This window comes from Nocardiopsis akebiae (assembly GCF_018316795.1).
Lineage (GTDB): Bacteria > Actinomycetota > Actinomycetes > Streptosporangiales > Streptosporangiaceae > Nocardiopsis > Nocardiopsis dassonvillei.
In genome coordinates this window covers 6180454-6200918 of sequence record NZ_CP074132.1, presented here as the reverse complement: position 1 = coordinate 6200918, position 20465 = coordinate 6180454, and the positions used below count along the sequence as shown (strand labels likewise).

The window sequence follows — 20465 nt, the reverse complement described above, 5'->3', positions numbered from 1 at the left end:
ACAGGACACACGGGACGACCGGAGATGAGCCCGCACAAGTGAAAGCAATCACAAGCGCTCCCGGCACGCCGCGCGGGCGTGCCCAGCAGCCAGGAGGAGGGTGAGCGTGGAGCTGTACACACCGATCTTCGTGCTCGGCGGGATCGGCGCCGCGTTCGTCGTGGTGTCGATGGTCGCCGGTGCGGTCCTGGGGCCCAAGCGCTACAACCGCGCCAAGATGCAGGCCTACGAGTGCGGCATCGAGCCCACGCCGCAGCCCGCGGGCGGCGGCCGATTCACCGTCAAGTACTACATGACGGCCATGATGTTCATCGTCTTCGACATCGAGATCATCTTCCTCATCCCCTGGGCCGTGCACTTCGACGCCCTGGGCTGGTTCGGACTGGTCGCGATCGTCCTCTTCCTGGTGAACGTCTCCATCGCCTACGCCTACGAGTGGCGCCGGGGAGGCCTCGAATGGGACTGAACAGCTTTTCCCGGGGGCCCCAGGGGCGGGGACCCTCGCCGTCTCCCGTGCCCGGCCCGATCCTCGTCGGCGGCACGTCCGACCGCCTCCAGAACCCCGCCGGCGCCCGGACTTCTTCAGAGCACACCCAGCAGCCCAGCCCGGAGGAGGACGTCTGATGGGACTAGAGGAGAAACTGCCCAGCGGCATCATGCTCACGACCGTCGAGCAGGTCGTGGGCCTGGCCCGCAAGAGCTCCATGTGGCCCGCCACGTTCGGCCTGGCCTGCTGCGCCATCGAGATGATGTCCGTCGGCGGCCCGCACTACGACCTGGCGCGGTTCGGCATGGAGAAGTTCGGCGCCACCCCGCGCCAGGCCGACCTGATGATCGTCGCCGGTCGGGTGAGCCAGAAGATGGCCCCCGTCCTGCGCCAGATCTACGACCAGATGCCCGAGCCCAAGTGGGTCATCGCGATGGGCGTGTGCGCCTCCAGCGGCGGCATGTTCAACAACTACGCGATCGTCCAGGGCGTGGACCACGTCGTCCCCGTGGACATGTACCTGCCCGGCTGCCCGCCGCGGCCGGAGATGCTCCTGGACGCCGTGCTCAAGCTGCACGACAAGGTGCAGAACACCAAGCTCGGCGCCCACCGGGAGCAGGAGATCACCGAGAACGAGGAGCGGATGCTCCGCCGTTCGCTGCCGCTGGTGAGCAAGGACTGACATGAGCACCGAGAACGAACGCGAACGCGACGAGGAAGCGGCCAACCTCCCCGACAAGCTGGGCCGCGAGCGGTTGGCCGCTCCGGTCCGGCGCACCGGGATGTTCGGCGCCACGACCACCGGCGACACCTCCGGCTTCGGCCGCCTGCAGGTGAGGGGGAGCGCTCCCGCGCGCAGCCAGCGCCCCTTCACCGACCCCGAGGATCCGCGCACCGCCGACTTCGACCGGGTGGCCGACGACCTGGAGGCCGCCCTGGGAGAGGACGCCGGAGCGGTCGAGCGGGTCGAGGTGGCCCGCGGCGAACTGACCTTCCACACGCGCCGCGAGGCGCTGCCGAGGCTGGCCCGCCTGCTGCGCGACGAACCCGCCCTGCGCTACGAGCTGTGCACGGGCGTGACGGGCGTGCACTTCCCCGACGACACCGGCCGGGAGCTGCACGCGGTCTACCACTTCCGGTCGATCACCCACAACAGCGAGATCCGCGTCGCCACCACCTGCCCCGACGCCGACCCGCACGTGCCCTCGATCGTGTCGGTCTACCCGACCAACGACTGGCACGAGCGCGAGGCCTGGGACTTCTTCGGGATCGTCTTCGACGGCCACCCGGCGCTGACCCGCATCCAGATGCCCGACGACTGGCACGGCCACCCGCAGCGCAAGGACTACCCGCTGGGCGGCATCCCGGTCGAGTACCGCGGAGCCACCGTGCCCCCGCCGGACGAGCGGAGGTCCTACAAGTGAGCCCCGCCAACCCCACGCACTCCGTCACAGAGGGAGGCCCGGCATGACCATCACCGAGGACTACATCGACGCCTCCGGCGGGGACTGGGACGACGTCATCGAGAAGGCGCAGGCCACCAGCGCCGAACGCCTCGTCGTCAACATGGGACCCCAGCACCCCTCCACGCACGGCGTCCTCCGGCTCATCCTCACCCTCGACGGCGAGACCTGCACCGAGGCGCGCGTCGGTATCGGCTACCTGCACACCGGTATCGAGAAGAACATGGAGTACCGGACGTGGACGCAGGGCACCACGTTCGTGACCCGCATGGACTACCTGACGCCGCTGTTCAACGAGGCGGCGTACTGCCTGGCGGTCGAGAAGCTGCTCGGCATCCAGGACCGCGTCCCCGAGCGGGCCAGCGTCATCCGCGTGATGATGATGGAGCTCAACCGGATGGCCTCGCACTTCGTGGCGATGGCGACCTTCGGCATGGAGCTGGGCGCGACCACGGTCATGACCAACGGCTTCCGTGAGCGCGAGATGATCCTGGACATCTTCGAGCTGGTCACCGGCCTGAGGATGAACCACGCCTACATCCGACCCGGCGGCGTCGCCCAGGACCTGCCGCCCGGCGCGACCGGCAAGGTCCGCGAGCTGCTCAAGGAGATGCCCGAGCGCATCGCCATCATGCGCAAGCTCCTGGACGAGAACCCCGTCTACCTCGCCCGCACCCAGGACGTGGCCCACCTCAACCTGCCCGGCTGCATGGCGCTCGGCGTCACCGGCCCGCTGCTGCGGGCCTCCGGCCTGGCCTGGGACCTGCGCAAGGCCAAGCCCTACTGCGGCTACGAGGACTACGAGTTCGACGTCCCCGTCTCCGACGGCGGCGACGTCTACGCCCGCTACCGGGTGCGCATGGCCGAGATGGAGGAGAGCCTGAAGATCATCGAGCAGTGCCTGGACAAGCTCCAGCCCGGCCCGGTGATGATCCAGGACGCCAAGATCGGCTGGCCCGCCAAGCTGGCGCTGGGGCCCGACGGCCTGGGCAACTCCCCCGACCACATCGCGCACATCATGAGCGGCTCCATGGAGGCGCTCATCCACCACTTCAAGCTGGTCACCGAGGGCTTCCGGGTCCCCGCGGGCCAGGCCTACGCGGCCGTCGAGAGCGCCAAGGGCGAACTCGGATGCTACGCGGTCAGCGACGGGAGCACCCGCCCCCACCGCGTGCACTTCCGCGACCCCTCGTTCACCCACCTGCAGGCCGTCGCGGCCATGTGCGAGGGGGGAACGGTGGCGGACGTCATCGCGGCCGTGGCCAGTATCGACCCCGTGATGGGAGGCGTGGACCGGTGAGCGAGCACGAGACCACCGAGACCGCGGCGACGGCCGAGCCCCGCGAGGCCTTCGCCGCCGAGGTCACCGCGCGGCTGGAGCCCGAGGCCAAGGAGATCATCGGCCGCTACCCGCGGCCGCGCTCGGCGCTGCTGCCGCTGCTGCACCTGGTGCAGGCCGAGGAGGGGCACGTCAGCAAGGCCGGTATGCGCTTCTGCGCCGACCAGCTCGGCATCACCCTCGCCGAGGTGAACGCGGTCGCCACGTTCTACACCATGTACCGCCGCCGCCCCGGCGGCGACTACCAGGTGGGCGTGTGCACCAACACCCTGTGCGCGGTGATGGGCGGCGACGAGATCTTCCAGACCCTCAAGGACCACCTGGGGGTCGGCAACAACGAGACCACCGAGGACGGCAGGGTCACGCTGGAGCACGTCGAGTGCAACGCGGCCTGCGACTTCGCGCCGGTCGTGATGGTCAACTGGGAGTTCTTCGACAACCAGACCCCCGACACGGCCAAGCGGCTCGTGGACGACCTTCGCCTGGGCCGGGACGTCGCGCCCACGCGCGGCCCCGCCAGCCTGTGCACCTGGAAGCAGGCCTCCCGGGTGCTGGCCGGGTTCGAGGACGGCCGCGCCGGCGAGGGCGTCCAGGCCGCCGCCCCCTCCCTGGCCGGACTGAGACTGGCCCGGGAGCGCGGCTGGACGGCTCCGGACCCCGACAACCTTCCGCCCCGCGAGCAGGGTGAGGAGGACGCCAAGTGACCACCCTGACCCCGATCCTGTCGCGCGACTGGGACCGCCCCGACTCCTTCACCCTGGAGGGCTACCGGGCCACCGGCGGCTACGGCGCGCTGCGCAAGGCGCTGGCCATGGAGCCCGACGCCATCGTGGACCTGGTCAAGGAGTCCGGCCTGCGCGGCCGCGGCGGCGCCGGGTTCCCCACCGGGATGAAGTGGGGCTTCCTGCCCGCGGACAACCCCAACCCGCGCTACCTCGTCGTCAACGCCGACGAGTCCGAGCCGGGCACCTGCAAGGACATCCCGCTCATGCTCGCCAACCCGCACGTGCTGGTGGAGGGGGTGGCGATCGCCGCGTACGCGATCAAGTCCAGCCAGGCCTTCATCTACGTGCGCGGCGAGGTCCTGCACGTCATCCGGCGCCTGCGCCGGGCCGTCGCCGAGGCCTACGAGGCCGGACTGCTCGGCAGGGACGTCCTGGGCACCGGCTTCGACCTCGACGTCGTCGTCCACGCCGGGGCGGGCGCCTACATCTGCGGCGAGGAGACCGCGCTGCTGGACTCCCTGGAGGGCTACCGGGGCCAGCCCCGGCTCAAGCCGCCCTTCCCCGCGGTCGCCGGGCTCTACGCCTCGCCGACCGTGGTCAACAACGTCGAGTCCATCGCCAGCGTGCCGAGCATCGTGGCCAACGGCGCCGACTGGTTCACGTCCATGGGCACCGAGAAGTCCGCCGGGTTCGGCTTCTTCTCCCTGTCCGGGCACGTGGCCAACCCCGGCCAGTACGAGGCCCCGCTGGGCGTGACCCTGCGCGAGCTGCTCGACATGTCGGGCGGGATGCGGCCCGGGCGCCGGCTCAAGTTCTGGACGCCCGGCGGCTCCTCCACGCCGATCTTCACCGAGGAGCACCTGGACACCCCGCTCGACTTCGAGTCGGTGGGCGCCGCCGGGTCCATGCTCGGCACCCGCGCCCTCCAGATCTTCGACGAGACGACCTGCGTGGTGAAGGCCGTCGGCCGCTGGATCGCCTTCTACGCGCACGAGTCCTGCGGCAAGTGCACGCCCTGCCGCGAGGGCAACTTCTGGATGGTCCAGGTCCTGGACCGTCTGGAGAACGGGCAGGGCACCGAGGCCGACCTCGACAAGCTCCTGGACATCTGCGACAACCTGCTCGGCCGCTCCTTCTGCGCCCTCGGAGACGGCGCGACCAGCCCGGTCACCTCCTCGATCAAGCACTTCCGCCAGGAGTACATCGACCACGTGGAACAGGGCGGCTGCCCCTTCGACCACTCCCGGGCCACCCTGTGGGGCGACCGGCCGACCACGACGGGAGGACAGCAGTGACCGTCACCTCCAACTCCTCCGGCGGAGCCGCGCCCGCACCGCCGCCCGAGGACCTCGTCACCGTCACCATCGACGGGTTCCAGGTCCAGGTGCCCAAGGGGACCCTGCTGATCCGGGCCGCCGAACTCCTCGGCATCCAGATCCCGAGGTTCTGCGACCACCCGCTGCTGGACCCGGTCGGGGCCTGCCGCCAGTGCCTGGTCGAGATCCCCGACATGGGCAACGGGCGCGGCATGCCCAAGCCGCAGGCCTCCTGCACCATCACCGTCATGGAGGGGATGGTGGTCAACACCCACCTGACCTCCCCGGTGGCGGAGAAGGCCCAGCGCGGGATCATGGAGTTCCTGCTCATCAACCACCCGCTGGACTGCCCGGTCTGCGACAAGGGCGGCGAGTGCCCCCTCCAGAACCAGGCCATGTCCACCGGGCAGGGCGAGACCCGCTTCGTCGACGTCAAGCGGACCTTCCCCAAGCCGATCGCGCTGTCCACCGAGGTGCTGCTGGACCGGGAGCGCTGCGTGCAGTGCGCCCGCTGCACCCGCTTCGCCGCGCAGATCGCGGGCGACCCGCTCATCGAGCTGATGGAGCGCGGCGCCGACGAGCAGGTCGGCATCGCCGAGGGCGAACCCTTCCAGTCCTACTTCTCCGGCAACACCGTGCAGATCTGCCCGGTCGGCGCGCTCACCGGCTCCGCATACCGGTTCCGGTCGCGCCCCTTCGACCTGGTGTCCACGCCCAGCGTGTGCGAGCACTGCGCCGACGGGTGCGCCCAGCGCACCGACCACCGGCGCGGCAAGGTCATGCGCCGCCTGGCCGGGGACGACCCGCAGGTCAACGAGGAGTGGAACTGCGACAAGGGCCGGTGGGCGTTCAGCTACACCACCCAGTCCGACCGCCTGTCGCGCCCGCTGGTGCGCGACGGGGAGTCCCGGGCCCTGGAGTTCGCCTCCTGGTCCGAGGCCATCGGCGTCGCCGCCCAGGGCCTGGCCGCCGCGCGCGGCCGGGTCGGCGTGCTGACCGGGGGCCGCCTCACCTACGAGGACGCCTACGCCTACGCCAAGTTCGCCCGCGTGGCCCTGCGCACCAACGACGTGGACGCCCGCGCCCGCGCGCACTCGCCGGAGGAGGCCGACTTCCTGGCCGCCCACGTGGCCGGGACCCCGGTCGGGGTGGACTTCACCGCCCTGGAGAAGGCGCCCGCGGTCCTGCTGGCCGGGTTCGAGCCCGAGGACGAGTCGCCCCTGGTCTTCCTGCGGCTGCGCAAGGGCGTGCGCAAGCGCGGCCTCAAGGTCTACTCGGTCGGCTCCCACGCCAGCCTGGGCCTGACCAAGACCCACGGAACCCTGGTCCGTGCCCTCCCCGGCGACGAGGCCCGCGTCCTCAACGCCCTGGACGCCGACGACCCCGACGTCGTCGCCGCCCTGAACCAGGAGGGCGCGGTCGTCATGGCGGGCGAGCGCCTGGCCGCCGTGCCCGGCGCCCTGACCGCCGCCGCGGCCCTGGCCGAGCGGACCGGCGCCCGCCTGGTGTGGGTGCCGCGCCGCGCCGGGGAGCGCGGGGCCGTGGACGCCGGGGCGCTGCCGGGCCTGCTGCCCGGAGGCCGACCGGTCGCCGACCCCTCCGCCCGCGCCGAGGTCGCCCAGGTCTGGAACGTGGGCTCCCTGCCCGAGACCCCCGGCCGCGACACCGCCGCCATCCTCGCGGCGGCCGCCGCCGGTGAGCTGGACGCCCTGGTCGTCGCCGGGGTGGAGCTGGACGACCTGCCCGACCCCGACGCCGCACGCGCGGCCCTGGCCCGGGTGCCGTTCGTCGTCAGCCTCGAACTGCGCGCCAGCGACGTCACCGACCGCGCCGACGTGGTGCTGCCGGTGGCCGCCGTCGCGGAGAAGTCCGGCACCTTCGTCAACTGGGAGGGCCGCCACCGGCCCTTCGGCGACGCGCTCAGGGTGCCCGGCGCGCTGTCGGACCTGCGGGTGCTCTCCGCGATCGCGGACCAGATGGACGTGCACCTGGGCCTGCCCGACGCCGCGTCCGCCTACGGCGAGCTGATGGAGCTGGGCCTGTGGACCGGCGAGCGCGCGGACGGACCCCGCGTGCGGCCCGTCGAGGTCGTGCGGCCCGAACCCGGCCAGGCCCTGCTGTCCACCTGGCGGCAGCTGCTCGGCACCGGCCGCATGGAGGACGGCGAGCCCTACCTCGCCGGGACCGCCCGGCAGGCGCGCGCCTACCTGTCCCCGGCCACGGCCCAGGAGATCGGCGTCCCCGACGGCGGAACCCTGCACGTCACCGGCGCCCGCGGATCGGTGACCGTGCCGGTCATCGTCACCGACATCGCCGACCGCGTCGTCTGGCTCCCGGCCAACGCCGACGGTTGCGACGTGCCCCGCGACCTGGGCGGAGGCGCCGGGCAGACCGTCCTGCTGTCCGCGTCCACCACCACCGGAGCCGGTAGCAACGGGTCCGCCAGCACCCACGGGAGGCAGCAGTGACCCCCGCCGCTCTCGGCCAGGGCGTGACCGCCCACCTGGCCTCCGAGGAGACGCTGAGCGCCTTCGGCGGCGACCCCTGGTGGATCACCACCATCAAGGCGCTGGCGATCTTCGTCTTCCTCATGCTCTGCGTGCTGATGATGATCATGGCCGACCGCAAGGTCATGGGCCGGATGCAGCAGCGCCACGGACCCAACCGGATGGGCCCCTTCGGCCTGCTCCAGTCGCTCTTCGACGGCATCAAGCTCTCCCTGAAGGAGGACCTGATTCCGCGCGGGGTCGACCGGTTCGTCTACATCGCCGCGCCGATGATCGCGGCCGTGCCCGCCTTCATCGCCTTCTCGGTCATCCCGATCGGGCCCGAGGTGAACCTGTTCGGGGTCATCACCCCGCTCCAGCTCACCGACCTGCCCGTCGCGGCCCTGGTGGTCCTGGCCACCGCCGCGCTGGGGGTCTACGGGTTCGTGCTCGGCGGCTGGGCCTCCCAGTCGCCCTACGCCCTGCTCGGCGGCCTGCGCGCCTCCGCGCAGGTGATCAGCTACGAGATCGCGATGGGCCTGTCCTTCGTCGCGGTCTTCATCATGTCGGGGACCCTGACCACCTCGGGGATCGTCGAGTCCCAGCGCGGACTGTGGTTCGCCGTGCTGCTCCTGCCGTCCTTCCTCATCTACCTGGTGACGATGGTCGGAGAGACCAACCGGCTGCCCTTCGACCTCGCCGAGGGCGAGGGCGAGATCGTCGGCGGCTTCATGACCGAGTACGGGTCCATGAAGTTCACGATGTTCTTCCTCGCGGAGTACGTGAACATGTGCACGGTCGCCGCCGTGTCCGTCACGCTCTTCCTCGGCGGCTGGCTCGCCCCGCCCGGGATCGCGGCGATCCTGCCGGGCGCCAACGAGGGCTGGTGGCCCGCCCTGTGGTGGCTGCTCAAGTTCGTCTGCGTGATGTTCCTGTTCATCTGGGCGCGCGGCAGCCTGCCCCGGGTGCGCTACGACCAGCTCATGAAGCTGGGCTGGAAGGTGCTCATCCCGATCCAGCTGGTCTGGATCACCGCCGTCGCCGTCGTGCGGATGCTCGTCCTGGACGGCGCCTCCCCGCTGGTCGTCGGCGCGGTGATCGCCGGCTTCACCGCCGCGACCGTGGCCGCCTTCGCCGCCTGGCTGCGCCACGTGCGCCGCGAGCGCGCCGAGGAGGCCCGCCAGCGCGCGGAGAACGCCCGACGGGCGCACCGGGAGCCCGCCTTCGGCGGCTTCCCGGTTCCGCCGAGCGCCGCACCGCACTACGGCAGCAGCGTGCTCGCCGAACCGCCGCGGACGGCCCCTGCCGCCGCCGACCGCAACAAGAAGGGTGAGGAGGTTACCGGTGCTTGAGTGGCTCAACCCCGTCAAGGGTTTCGGTGTCACCTTCCACACGATGTTCAAGAAGGTGCCGACCGTCGAGTACCCGGAGGTCAAGCGCCCCACGGCGCCGCGCTTCCACGGGCGGCACCAGCTGAACAGGTGGGCCGACGGCCTGGAGAAGTGCATCGGGTGCGAACTGTGCGCCTGGGCCTGTCCGGCCGACGCCATCTACGTGGAGGCCGGTGACAACACCGACGACGACAGGTACTCGCCCGGCGAGCGCTACGGCCGGGTCTACCAGATCAACTACCTGCGGTGCATCCTGTGCGGGCTGTGCGTGGAGGCCTGCCCCACGCGCGCCCTGACGATGACCAACGAGTACGAGCTGGCCGACGACAGCAGGCAGAGCCTGATCTGGACCAAGGAGCAGCTGCTGGCCCCGCTGCGCGAGGGCATGGAGCAGCCGCCCCACCCCATGCGCCTGGGCGAGACCGAGCAGGACTACTACGCCACCGGGCGCGGCCAGCACGGCTCGCAGGACGGGCACGAGGCGCCCGAGACTCCGGAGGCGGTCCGTTGAACCCGCTCACCAATCCTCCTGTGCCGCTCGGCCAGCCGCTGCACCTGGCCGCGCCGATCGGCGGCGGCGAGGCGACCGCGTTCTGGATCCTGGGCGCCGTGGTCCTCCTCGGCGCCCTGGGCGTGGTCTTCTCCCGCAAGGCCGTGCACTCGGCGATGTCCATGGCGCTGACCATGGTCGGCCTGGCGATCTTCTACGGCATCAACGCGGCGCCCTTCCTCATGGTCGTGCAGATCGTCGTCTACACCGGCGCCGTCCTCATGCTGTTCCTGTTCGTGCTGATGCTCATCGGCGTCAGCTCGGCCGACTCCCTGGTGGAGACGCTCAGCGGACAGCGCCTGATGACGGCCGTCGTCGCCCTGTGCTTCGTCGGCGCCCTGGCCGCGGGCATCACCCGCATCGCCGTGGGCGACCCGGTCGGCCTCACCGAGGGCGCCGCGGCGGCCGGGGGCACCATCCCGTGGATCGCGGGAGAACTGCTCCTGCGCTACGTGATCGCCTTCGAGGCCACCGGCGCGCTGCTCATCACCGCGGTCCTGGGCGCGATGGTCCTGGCGCACACCGCCCGCACCAAGAAGCGCCGCACCCAGCGGGAGATCGCCGAGGACCGCATCCGCGGCGACCACCCGACCCCGCTGCCGGGACCGGGAACCTACGCCCGGCACAACGCGATCGACATGCCCGCGCTGCTGCCGGACGGCACGGTCTCCCAGCTCTCGCTCAACCCCGTACTGGCCGCCCGCGCCCCCGAGTACCAGTCCCAGGTGCCCGAGACCGTGCGCGCCGGCCAGGCCCCGCTGCCCGGCGGGGCCTCGGACTCGGCCGACTCCAAGACGGCTGAGCCGGTCGCCGACGACCGGGCCCGGCCCGCCGTGCAGGCGCCCGGGAACCGGGTGGGGAACGGAACGCGGGTCGCGGCCGAGGACGACGCCGACGAGGGCGGCGGGGCCGCGGGCCCCGACGGCCCCGGCGACGCGGACGGGCCGCGCAACGGCAACGGCAACGGGCAGGAGGTCGAGTCCTCGTGGACCCGATGAACTACATCGTCCTCGCGGCGCTGCTGTTCACCATCGGCGCCGTCGGCGTCCTGGTCCGGCGCAACGCGATCATCGTCTTCATGTGCGTGGAGCTGATGCTCAACGCCTGCAACCTGGCGTTCGTGGCGTTCGCCCGGATGCACGGGGACATCGAGGGGCAGGTCATCGCCTTCTTCGTGATGGTCGTCGCCGCCGCCGAGGTGGTCGTGGGCCTCGCGATCATCATGCAGATCTTCCGAACCCGCAGGTCGGCGTCGCTGGATGACGCCAACCTGCTCAAGCACTAGAAGGCGACGTGGCTGTGACATCTCACGCGTACCTCGCCGCCGAACCCGTGGTGGCGACCGCGGCCGACAGCGCGGTGCTGTCGGGCGCATGGCTGCTCATCGCCCTGCCCCTCGCGGGCGCGGCGATCCTGCTGCTCGGCGGCGGGCGCACCGACAAGTGGGGGCACTGGCTGGCCACGGCCCTGCCGGTCGCCTCCTTCGCCTGGGCGCTGCTCGTCCTGTTCGACCTGCTCGGCAGGGCGGCCGACGCCCGCAGCGTCTCCGTCCCCGTCTACGAGTGGTTCTCCGTCGGAGGGTTCTCCGCCGGGGTGGACCTGCTCGTCGACCCCCTCTCGATCAGCTTCGTCCTGCTGATCACCTTCGTGGGGTCGCTCATCCACATCTACTCCATCGGCTACATGGCCGAGGACCCGGGCAGGCGGCGCTTCTTCGCCTACCTCAACCTGTTCGTGGCCGCCATGCTCGTGCTGGTGCTCGCGGACAACTTCGTGCTGCTCTTCCTCGGCTGGGAGGGCGTGGGCCTGGCGTCCTACCTGCTCATCGGGTTCTGGCAGTACAAGCCCTCCGCCGCGGTGGCCGCCAAGAAGGCGTTCATCATCAACCGCGTCGGCGACATGGGCCTGCTCATCGCGATCATGATCATGTTCGCGGTGCTGGGCGCGGTCAGCTTCAGCGACGTGTTCGCCGCCGTCCCCGGCGCGAGCGACGGCGTGCTGCTCGCGATCGGGCTGCTGCTGCTCCTGGGCGCCTGCGGCAAGTCCGCGCAGCTGCCGCTCCAGGCGTGGCTGCTCGACGCCATGGAGGGCCCGACCCCGGTGTCCGCGCTCATCCACGCGGCCACCATGGTCACCGCGGGCGTGTACCTCATCGTGCGCGCCGGACCCATCTTCGAGGGCGCCCCGGTCGCCCAGACCGTGGTCACCGTCGTGGGCGCCGCCACCATGCTGGCGGGCGGGATCATCGCCTCGGCCAAGGACGACATCAAGAAGTCCCTGGCCGGGTCCACGATGAGCCAGATCGGCATGATGGTCCTGGCCGCCGGGCTCGGCCCGGTCGGCTACGTGGCCGCCATCGCCCACCTGGTCACGCACGGCTTCTTCAAGGCCGGGCTGTTCCTGGGCGCCGGATCGGTCATGCACGCCATGAACGACGGCGTGGACATGCGCCGCTACGGCGGCCTGGCCCGGGTCATGCCGGTCACCTTCGTCACCTTCGGCCTCGGCTACCTGGCCATCATCGGCTTCCCGCTGCTGTCGGGCTGGTGGACCAAGGAGAGCATCATCTCGGCGGCCTTCGGCGTGGGCGGCACCCAGGGCATGGTGCTCGGGACCGCCGTCATCGCCGGCGCGGGGCTCACCGCCTTCTACATGTCGCGGATGGTCTTCATGACCTTCCTCGGCGAGAAGCGGTGGGACGAGGGCGTGCACCCGCACGAGTCGCCGGTCAGCATGACCGCCCCCATGGTGGTGCTCGCCGTCGGGTCGGTCGCGCTGGGCGCCTTCCTCACGCTCGGCGACCGGTTCGCGGGCTTCCTGACCCCGGCCACCGGGGCCCACCCGCACCACTTCGACGTCGTGCACGCGTTCACCGCGCCCTACGGACTGGCCGCCCTGGGCGTCATGGTCCTGGGCGTGGCCGCCGCCTGGGCGGTCTACCTGCGCAGGCCCGTGGAGCGCACCGCGCCCCGGGGCAACCCCGTCACCGTCGCCGCCAGCCGCGAGCTGTACGGCAACGAGATCAACGAGGGCCTGCTCATGCGGCCCGGCCAGCAGCTCACCCGGGCCCTGCTCGTCATCGAGGACAAGGTCATCGACGGGGCGGTCAACGGGCTCGGCGCCGGGGTGCGCGACTCCTCCAGCGGGTTGGGCCGGGTCCAGACCGGGTTCGCCCGCACGTACGCGCTCACCATGCTCTTCGGCGCCGTCATCGTCGCCGCGACGCTGGCTGTGAGGTTCTGACATGATCCCCTGGCTCACCATCGCGATCGCGCTCCCCGCGGTCGGCGCGGTCCTGGTCTGGGCGCTGCCGCGCACCGCCGAGACCGCCACGGAGCGGACGAGCGCTGCCTCGTCCGCCACCGCCTCCTCCGGAGGCGCCACCGCCACGGCGACGGCCGTGCGGCCCGCCGCCGCGGCCAAGGGCGGGGCCCCTGCCGAGACCGCCAAGCGGATCACGCTGGGCTTCTCGCTCGCGACCCTGCTCGTGCTCGGGGCCATGGCCCTGCAGTTCGACACCTCCCGGGCGGGAGCCCTCCAGTTCGAGGAGGTCTACCCCTGGATCCCGCGCTTCGGCGTCAGCTACGCCGTGGGCGTGGACGGCATCGCCCTGGCGCTGGTGCTGATGTCGGCCGTGCTGGTGCCGCTGGTGGTCCTGGCCGCCTGGCGCGAGCACGACGACCGCGAGGACGGGGGGCGCGGGTACTTCGCGCTCATCCTGGTCCTGGAAGCGATGATGATCGGCGTCTTCGCCGCCACCGACGTCTTCCTGTTCTACGTCTTCTTCGAGGCCATGCTCATCCCGGTCTACTTCATGATCGGGCGCTACGGGCGCGGCGACGACCGGTCCAGGGCCGCGGTCAAGTTCCTGCTCTACAGCCTCGCCGGCGGCCTGGTCATGCTGGTCGCGGTGATCGGCGTGTACGTCGTCGGCGGCACCTTCCTGTGGAGCGACCTGGTCGGCGAGGGCAGCGCCCTGGCCGCCGTGGACCCGGCCACGGCCCGCTGGCTGTTCCTCGGCTTCTTCATCGCCTTCGCGATCAAGGCGCCGATGTGGCCCGTGCACACCTGGCTGCCCTCGGCGGCGGGCGCCTCGCGCCCGGGCACCGCCGTGCTGCTGGTGGGCGTGCTGGACAAGGTCGGCACCTACGGGATGCTGCGCTACTGCCTGGAGCTGTTCCCGGCGGCCGTGTCCTGGTTCGTGTGGCCGGTGGTGGCGCTGAGCCTGGTGAGCATCATCTACGGCGCGATCCTGGCCATCGGACAGAACGACATGATGCGCCTGGTGGCCTACACGTCGGTCTCCCACTTCGGCTTCATCACCCTGGGCGTCTTCGCCCTGACCGCGCAGGGGCAGGCCGGGGCCGCCCTGTACATGGTCAACCACGGGTTCGCGACCGGGGCGCTGTTCCTGGTCGTGGGCTTCCTGATCGCCCGCCGCGGCTCCGCGCTCATCAGCGACTACGGCGGCGTGCAGCGGATCGCGCCCAAGCTGGCCGGGGTGTTCCTGGTGACCGGCCTGGCCGGTCTGGCGCTGCCCGGTCTGGCGCCGTTCGTCAGCGAGTTCCTGGTGTTCGTCGGCGTGTACGCGTTCAGCCCGGCACCCGCGATCGTCGCGGCGGTCGGCGTGGTCCTGGCCGCGCTCTACATCCTGTGGATGTACCAGCGCACCATGAACGGACCCACCCGGGAGGACCTGACCGGCCTGCGCGACCTGTCCGCGCGGGAGACGTGGGCGGTGGCCCCGCTGCTCGCGCTCATCATCCTGCTCGGCCTGTACCCGCAGCCGGTGCTGGACGTGATCAACCCCGCGGTGGAGCGCACCGTGGAGGTCGGCGCGGGCCCTGACAGCGGGACCGGGGGCGCCGCGGGCGCCCAGGAAGAGGAAGGAGACGCGGAGTGATCCCCCACATGGACCTTCCCGTCATCACCGAGGCGGCGCCGCAGATGGACTGGTGGCTGCTCGCGCCGCTGCTCCTGGTGTTCGCCGCCGGTGTGCTGGGCGTGCTGTTCGAGGCGTTCGTCCCCCAGGGGCGGCGCCGCGCCGTCCAGATCGGGCTCGCGGCGCTCGCGCTGCTGGCCGCGTTCGTCCTGCTGGTGCTCCAGGTGGGCTCGCTGCCCGAGGACGCGCCGGGGGTGACGGTCGGCGCCGGGGCGCTGGCGGTGGACCGGACGGTGATCTTCTTCCAGGGCACCATCACGGTGCTCGCGCTGGTGAGCCTGCTGCTGATCTCCGAGCGCAGGGACGGGCGCGACGCCTTCGCCGCGCAGGCGGCGACGGTGCCCGGCAGCGAGGAGGAGCGCGCGCACATCCTGGCGGGCTCCCAGCACACCGAGGTGTACCCGCTGGTGATGTTCGCGGTGCTGGGGATGCTGATGTTCCCGGCCTCGAACGACTTCCTGACGATGTTCATCGCGCTGGAGGTCATGAGCCTGCCGCTGTACCTGCTGTGCGGGCTGGCCCGGCGCCGCCGACTGTTCTCGCAGGAAGCCGCCGTCAAGTACTTCCTGCTGGGCGCGTTCTCGTCGGCGTTCTTCCTGTTCGGCGCCGCCATGGTCTACGGCTACGCGGGCTCGGTGAACTTCGGCGAGATCCGCGTGGCCGTCGAGGCGGGCGGCGCGGACGTCTTCCAGGGCGGAGACGGCGAGCCGCTGCTGCTCATGGGCATCGGCCTGGTGGCGGTCGGCCTGCTGTTCAAGGTCGGCGCGGTGCCCTTCCACAACTGGAAGCCGGACGTGTACCAGGGCGCGCCGACCCCGATCACGGCGCTGATGGCCTCCTGCACGCTGGTCGCCGCGTTCGGCGCCCTGCTGCGGGTGTTCTTCGTGCCCTTCGGGGGCTCGGCCCAGAGCTGGGAGCCGATGCTGTGGGCGGTGGCCGTCCTGACGATGGTCGTGGCCGCGGTGATCGCGGTGACCCAGCGCGACGTCAAGCGGCTGCTGGCCTACTCGTCGGTGGTGCACGCCGGGTTCATCCTGACCGCGGTCGTGGCGGGCAGCACGGACGGGCTCGCGGGCGCCATGTTCTACCTGGCGGCCTACGGGTTCACCACGCTGGGCGCGTTCGCCGTGGTGACGCTGGTGCGCACCAAGGACGGCGGCCAGGAGCTGGGCGACCTGGACCGGTGGGCGGGGCTGGGCCGCCGCTCGCCCGCGCTGGCCGGGGCGCTGGCGCTGTTCCTGCTGGCGTTCGCCGGGATCCCGCTCACGAGCGGCTTCATCGGCAAGTTCGCGGTGTTCGAGGCCGCGGTGGCGGCCGGGGCCGTGCCGCTGGTCGTGGTGGGTGTGCTGAGCAGCGCGGTGACCGCGTTCTTCTACGTGCGGATCATCGTGGTGATGTTCTTCCGGGACCCGGAGGGCGAGGGCCCCACGGTGGTGCGCGCCGGAGCGGCCACGGGCGGGGTCATCGCGATCGGGGTGGCGGCGACGCTGCTGCTCGGCGTGTACCCGGGAGCGGTGCTCGACAACCTGCTGCCCCCGTCCGACGCCGACCAGGCCCCGACCTCGGTGATGGTCGAGCAGGCGTCGGCGCAGGCCGGAAGCGACGGAGGCACGGAGTGACCGGCGGCCGTGAACGCACGGTGACCGGCGGGTACGGGCTCCGGGTTCCGGTCGGACGCCAACGCTGACCGCGGATGACCGGCAGAGTGACCAATTACCTGTTCTGACCTGGGATTCGTCACCTGCCGGTTCCGTACCCGGGTGTGGCTTTGGCTGTTCATTCCGGGTCGGATACCGTGGCAAGTCGGATCATGTTCATGTGCTGAGCACGCGGTGGCCCCCTCACCCGGGGTCACCTCCGTGCCGTTCGACAGGTGGAGCTGTACGGTGAGCGGTGCTGTCCCGAGCGGGTTTCTCGCTCTGCCGAGAGTCGACGATGCCCTTGCCCGGGAGGTCCAGGACAACCTGGAGAAGGTCGAGGACCTGCTGCGGGAGTCGGTCGCGTCGAGCGACCCCCTGCTGACCGAGGCCGCGTCCCACCTGCTGGCCGCCGGGGGCAAGCGCTTCCGCGCGACCCTGGTCCTGCTGGCCGCCCACTTCGGCGACCCGACCGTGCCCGACCTCATCCCGGCCGCGGCCGTGGTGGAGCTCACCCACGTGGCCACGCTCTACCACGACGACGTCATGGACGAGGCGGAGCTGCGGCGCGGCGAGCCCAGCGCCAACCAGCGCTGGGGCAACAGCGTCGCCATCCTGACCGGCGACTACGTCTTCGCCCGCGCCTCGGAGATGCTCGCCGACCTGGGCACCGAGGCGGTCCGGCTCCAGGCGACCACGTTCGGGCGCCTGGTGCAGGGGCAGATCCTGGAGACCTCCGGTCCGCAGGAGGGCACCGACCCGCTGGACCACTACCTGCGGGTGATCAGCGACAAGACGGCGTCCCTGATCGCGTCGTCGGCGGAGTTCGGCGGCATGTTCGGCAAGGTCGACCCCGAGACGATCGGAACGGTCACGCGGGCGTGCGACGCGCTGGGGATGGCCTTCCAGCTCGCCGACGACCTGCTGGACGTGGCGAGCGAGAGCACGGACTCGGGCAAGACCCCGGGGACCGACCTGCGCGAGGGCGTGCTGACCCTGCCGATGTTCTACGCGCTGCGATCCCGGGACGCGGCGGACGAGCGGCTCAAGTCGCTGCTGGGCCGCCCGCTGGACGACGAGGAGGCCGAGGAGGCGCTGGCGCTGCTGCGGGTGCACCCGGCGATGGCCGAGGCCGAGGCCACGCTGCGCGGCTGGGCCGACAAGGCGCGCGCGGAGCTGGCGACCCTGCCCCAGAGCCCGGCCAGGAGCGCCTTCGAGGCGCTGTGCGACTACGTGGTCGAGCGCTCGGGCTGACCCTCGGCGGGTGTCCGCGAGGACGCCCGCGGCGGCCGGGGGCCCGAGGACCGACGACGGCGCCGCCCGCTGGGCGGCGCCGTTTCGCTGTCCTCGGGGACGGTCGCCGACCACCCGGCGCATCCGGCGGAACGCGCGGTCCGAGCGCGCCGACGACCTACTCGCGGAACCGGGCCGGACGCTCGGCCAGGACCCGGTCGAGCGCCGCCCGCCCCGCCGGGCCCCACGCCGGCTTGCCGCCGGGCAGGCCGCGGTCCCCGTTCTGGCCCATCAGCACCAGGAAGAGGCTCTTCAGCGCGGCCAGCCCGCGGGCGCGCCGGACCGTCGCCTCGTCGGCCTCCGCGTAGGCGGCGAAGAAGCGTGCCGCCGCGCCCGTCGGCAGCAGCACCCAGGCGGCTGCCAGGTCCGCCGCCGGGTCGCCGGCGGACAGGTCGCCGAAGTCGACGACGCCCGCCAGCGTCCCGTCCGCGACCAAGACGTTCGCGGGATGCAGGTCGCCGTGCACCCACACCGGCGGACCCTCCCACGCGGGGGCCGCGACGGCGTCGTCCCACACGGCCCGGACGTCGGCGGCGTCGGCGCCGGTCGCGTCGGCGTCGAGGGCACCGAGGAACCGGTCGAAGCCCTCCGCGCAGTCCCTGGGGGTCAGCGCGCCCCGGCCCGTGCCGACCGGTGCGTCGGCGGGCGCCGGCACGTGCAGCGCCCGCAGGAACGCCGCCAGGGCGTCGGCCGCGTGCCCGCCGCGGGTGATCGACCCGCGGTCCAGCGGCAGGCCCGGCACCCACGTCATGACCGTCCACATCTTGGGGAACCGCTCGCAGGGGGTACCGCCGCGTACCGGTACGGGGACGGGCAGCGGCAGGCGCGGGGCGAGCAGCGGCAGCCACCGGCGCTCCTTGAGCTGGTCGTCGGGGTCGGTGTCCATGCGCTGGATCCGCACGGCCAGTCCGTCCCCGAGGCGCCACATCTGGTTGCCCCAGCCGCCGTCCACCTCGCGCAGGGGCAGCCCGGCCAGGTCCGGGTGCTGGTCGCGCAGCAGGTCGCGGACGAGACCCGCGGTGATCTCGATCTCGGTCATGCGGAGCACCCTACGGGGTTCGACCACGACGCCGTCATGCATCGGGCGGTCGCGGCGCCGCGACCCCGCGCGAACCCGAACGCGGTCGACCTCGGCCGTCGTGCCGGTGACGTGACGACGGCGCCGCCCGGTGGGGCGGCGCCGTCGCCGTGTCTCTCAGTCCCGCCGTGCGGGGAGGCCGCGCCGGTGTCGCGGTGGGATTCCGTTCAGGTGCCCGGCGGACCGCCCCGCGACCGGCGGACGCGGCGGGGGAGAGCCGCCGCGACCGCCGGTTGTGCGGGGTCGCGCCCTAGCTGATCACGGGCAGGGCCTCGGAACCGGGCAGGTCCATGAAGGTCGGGTGCTGCGTCATGCCCGCGGGGGTCTCCTGCGGGACGGTGCCGCCCTCGACGGACAGCAGGTCGCTGGTGTCCACGTCGTTCAGCAGGTCGGTGCCGCGGCTCAGCTCCGCCACCAGGTCTTCGGCGGTCTGGGTGTCCACGCCCTCGGCGATCGTGGGCACCCCGGCGTCGGCGAGCTGGGGCACGACGGAGTCCACCGCGTCGTCGACCACGGGCACGCCGGTGCCGGACAGGCGGGGCACCTCGGACTCGGCCAGGGGACCCTCCACGTTCAGGGGCCGGAGCTCGGCGGCCCTGAGGTCGCCGCTCTCGGCGCCGCTCGCGAGGGCCTCGGTCAGGTCTCCCAGACCGGGCGACGCGGGCGCCGACTGGTGGACGGTGGTGAGGGGCTGGTCGAGGTTGCGCTGGCCGATCATGCCGAGCACCCTCTCCTCGCCGAGGCTGACGTAGTTGTCCTCGGTCAGGTGGGTGGCCTCCATGAGGTCCTGCACGCCGCCCGGCGTCTCCAGGCCGAAGACGTAGGCGATGTCCCACATGTTCGGGACGGGGGGCGCGGCCGCGCTCTGGCGCACCGTGGGGGAGCCGCCCAGACCCAGGGCCTCCTCCAGGACGGGCGCCTCGGCGCCGTCCAGCGACAGGCTGTTGCCGCCGGTCACCGAGGACAGGTCGGAGGTGTCGGGCAGCTGGGCGGAGTCGCGGAGCCGGGAGGTGTCGGGCAGTTGGGCGACCTGGCCGACCCGGGGCAGGTCCACCTGCTCGCGCAGCCCGTAGACCGACTCCAGGGTGTGCGGCAGCACCGTGACCGCGGTCTCCTCCACGGCCTCGCCCGCACGGTGGCCGCCGTGCTCCAGGGCCCGCCCGGCGTCGTGGCCGATGGTGTCGTGGGGGTCGCCGTCCAGGCCGGTGGCGTCCTGGACCCCGGAGACGGTGTCGGCCAGCTCGGAGGTCGGGTTGTGCACCTCGCCCAGCGGGGTCCGGATGTCCCGGCCCTCGGGCAGCGGGGCTGCCAGGTCCGGAGCGGGCTTCTCGGAGTTGTGCGCGGTCTCCTGGAGTTCGCTCAGGGCGCTGCCGGCGATCGGCCCGACGCCCTCGGGGGCCACGCTGTTCATCGCGGGGGCGACACCCTCCACCAGGGTGCGCTCGACGAGGGGCGCGATCTCGTGGACGGGAGAGGAGAGGGACTCGGCGCCGGAGACCCCGGCGCCGAGGGCGACGAAGCCCGCCGTTCCGGCGGCGAGGAGGACGGCCCTGGCTGATATGCGCTTGACCTGCGTCATGGGTTTCCCTTCGGAGGTTGTGCTCTGGATCAGTGGATACGGGGACCGAACGCGTGGGGCGCGTCCGGCCGGAGCCGGGGCGGACCACCGGCTGGCGTGAATTCCGTGAACGGGGCACGGGACTCAGGTCAGCTCCCAGAGGGCGCGCAGAGGGCCTGGCTGGGACGGGTCCGTGCGCG

Annotated in this window: 17 protein-coding genes; 15 read left to right on the top strand and 2 right to left on the bottom strand. The window is 72.2% G+C overall.

Annotated features, from left to right (window positions below):
• Positions 1 to 106: 106 nt before the first annotated feature.
• From KGD83_RS26525 to KGD83_RS26455, 15 genes are all read left to right on the top strand, one after another.
• Positions 107 to 466, top strand: a complete 360-nt coding sequence (locus KGD83_RS26525; RefSeq protein WP_026114451.1) for an NADH-quinone oxidoreductase subunit A — start codon at positions 107 to 109, stop codon at positions 464 to 466.
• 157 nt (positions 467 to 623) lie between these two features.
• A complete protein-coding gene (locus KGD83_RS26520) occupies positions 624 to 1169 on the top strand; it encodes a NuoB/complex I 20 kDa subunit family protein (RefSeq protein WP_013156042.1) in 546 nt (181 codons plus the stop codon).
• A 1-nt stretch (position 1170) separates the two neighbouring features.
• Positions 1171 to 1911, top strand: a complete 741-nt coding sequence (locus KGD83_RS26515; RefSeq protein WP_212641651.1) for an NADH-quinone oxidoreductase subunit C — start codon at positions 1171 to 1173, stop codon at positions 1909 to 1911.
• 43 nt (positions 1912 to 1954) lie between these two features.
• Positions 1955 to 3250, top strand: coding sequence for an NADH-quinone oxidoreductase subunit D (locus KGD83_RS26510; RefSeq protein WP_212641650.1), 1296 nt, complete (start codon positions 1955 to 1957; stop codon positions 3248 to 3250).
• Positions 3247 to 3993, top strand: a complete 747-nt coding sequence (gene nuoE, locus KGD83_RS26505) for an NADH-quinone oxidoreductase subunit NuoE (protein WP_212641649.1) — start codon at positions 3247 to 3249, stop codon at positions 3991 to 3993. The genes KGD83_RS26510 and nuoE overlap by 4 nt, the downstream gene beginning before the upstream one ends.
• The gene (nuoF, locus tag KGD83_RS26500) at positions 3990 to 5309 is read left to right on the top strand and encodes an NADH-quinone oxidoreductase subunit NuoF (protein WP_212641648.1); all 1320 of its coding nucleotides are present in this window, start codon (positions 3990 to 3992) and stop codon (positions 5307 to 5309) included. The genes nuoE and nuoF overlap by 4 nt, the downstream gene beginning before the upstream one ends.
• Complete coding sequence (locus KGD83_RS26495; protein ID WP_212641647.1) at positions 5306 to 7798, top strand: NADH-quinone oxidoreductase subunit G; 2493 nt, start codon at positions 5306 to 5308, stop codon at positions 7796 to 7798. The genes nuoF and KGD83_RS26495 overlap by 4 nt, the downstream gene beginning before the upstream one ends.
• Positions 7795 to 9168 carry an NADH-quinone oxidoreductase subunit NuoH gene (gene nuoH, locus KGD83_RS26490; RefSeq protein WP_372491815.1) on the top strand — a complete coding sequence of 458 codons (1374 nt, stop codon included), beginning with the start codon at positions 7795 to 7797 and terminating at the stop codon, positions 9166 to 9168. Before KGD83_RS26495 ends, nuoH begins: the two co-directional genes overlap by 4 nt.
• Positions 9161 to 9718, top strand: coding sequence for an NADH-quinone oxidoreductase subunit NuoI (gene nuoI, locus KGD83_RS26485; RefSeq protein ID WP_013156049.1), 558 nt, complete (start codon positions 9161 to 9163; stop codon positions 9716 to 9718). The genes nuoH and nuoI overlap by 8 nt, the downstream gene beginning before the upstream one ends.
• Positions 9719 to 9738: 20 nt before the next feature.
• Positions 9739 to 10755 (top strand): NADH-quinone oxidoreductase subunit J, encoded by a 1017-nt coding sequence (locus KGD83_RS26480; RefSeq protein WP_249352033.1) that lies wholly within the window; start codon positions 9739 to 9741, stop codon positions 10753 to 10755.
• Entirely contained in the window at positions 10743 to 11042 is a 300-nt protein-coding gene (gene nuoK, locus KGD83_RS26475) for an NADH-quinone oxidoreductase subunit NuoK (RefSeq protein ID WP_013156051.1), read from the top strand. Before KGD83_RS26480 ends, nuoK begins: the two co-directional genes overlap by 13 nt.
• A 14-nt stretch (positions 11043 to 11056) precedes the next feature.
• The gene (gene nuoL, locus KGD83_RS26470) at positions 11057 to 13000 is read left to right on the top strand and encodes an NADH-quinone oxidoreductase subunit L (protein ID WP_212641645.1); all 1944 of its coding nucleotides are present in this window, start codon (positions 11057 to 11059) and stop codon (positions 12998 to 13000) included.
• Between the two features lies 1 nt (position 13001).
• Positions 13002 to 14660 (top strand): NADH-quinone oxidoreductase subunit M, encoded by a 1659-nt coding sequence (locus tag KGD83_RS26465; protein WP_212641644.1) that lies wholly within the window; start codon positions 13002 to 13004, stop codon positions 14658 to 14660.
• Between the two features lie 8 nt (positions 14661 to 14668).
• On the top strand, positions 14669 to 16318 hold the full coding sequence (gene nuoN / locus KGD83_RS26460) for an NADH-quinone oxidoreductase subunit NuoN (protein WP_212644616.1): 1650 nt from the start codon (positions 14669 to 14671) through the stop codon (positions 16316 to 16318).
• A gap of 267 nt (positions 16319 to 16585) precedes the next feature.
• Positions 16586 to 17590: a polyprenyl synthetase family protein gene (locus tag KGD83_RS26455; RefSeq protein ID WP_212641643.1), complete on the top strand. Its 1005-nt coding sequence runs from the start codon at positions 16586 to 16588 to the stop codon at positions 17588 to 17590.
• A 157-nt stretch (positions 17591 to 17747) separates the two neighbouring features.
• On the opposite strand, the gene KGD83_RS26450 is transcribed toward KGD83_RS26455, so the two are convergent.
• Positions 17748 to 18668, bottom strand: coding sequence for a phosphotransferase (locus KGD83_RS26450; protein WP_212641642.1), 921 nt, complete (start codon positions 18666 to 18668; stop codon positions 17748 to 17750).
• 289 nt (positions 18669 to 18957) lie between these two features.
• Complete coding sequence (locus KGD83_RS26445; protein WP_212641641.1) at positions 18958 to 20286, bottom strand: hypothetical protein; 1329 nt, start codon at positions 20284 to 20286, stop codon at positions 18958 to 18960.
• Between the last annotated feature and the right edge of the window lie 179 nt (positions 20287 to 20465).

Coding starts and splice junctions, on each gene's coding strand:
- KGD83_RS26520 (WP_013156042.1), top strand. CDS start 624: ATGGGACTAGAGGAGAAACTGCCCAGCGGCATCATGCTCACGACCGTC.
- KGD83_RS26515 (WP_212641651.1), top strand. CDS start 1,171: ATGAGCACCGAGAACGAACGCGAACGCGACGAGGAAGCGGCCAACCTC.
- KGD83_RS26510 (WP_212641650.1), top strand. CDS start 1,955: ATGACCATCACCGAGGACTACATCGACGCCTCCGGCGGGGACTGGGAC.
- KGD83_RS26465 (WP_212641644.1), top strand. CDS start 13,002: ATGATCCCCTGGCTCACCATCGCGATCGCGCTCCCCGCGGTCGGCGCG.
- nuoN (WP_212644616.1), top strand. CDS start 14,669: ATGGACCTTCCCGTCATCACCGAGGCGGCGCCGCAGATGGACTGGTGG.
- KGD83_RS26450 (WP_212641642.1), bottom strand. CDS start 18,668: ATGACCGAGATCGAGATCACCGCGGGTCTCGTCCGCGACCTGCTGCGC.
- KGD83_RS26445 (WP_212641641.1), bottom strand. CDS start 20,286: ATGACGCAGGTCAAGCGCATATCAGCCAGGGCCGTCCTCCTCGCCGCC.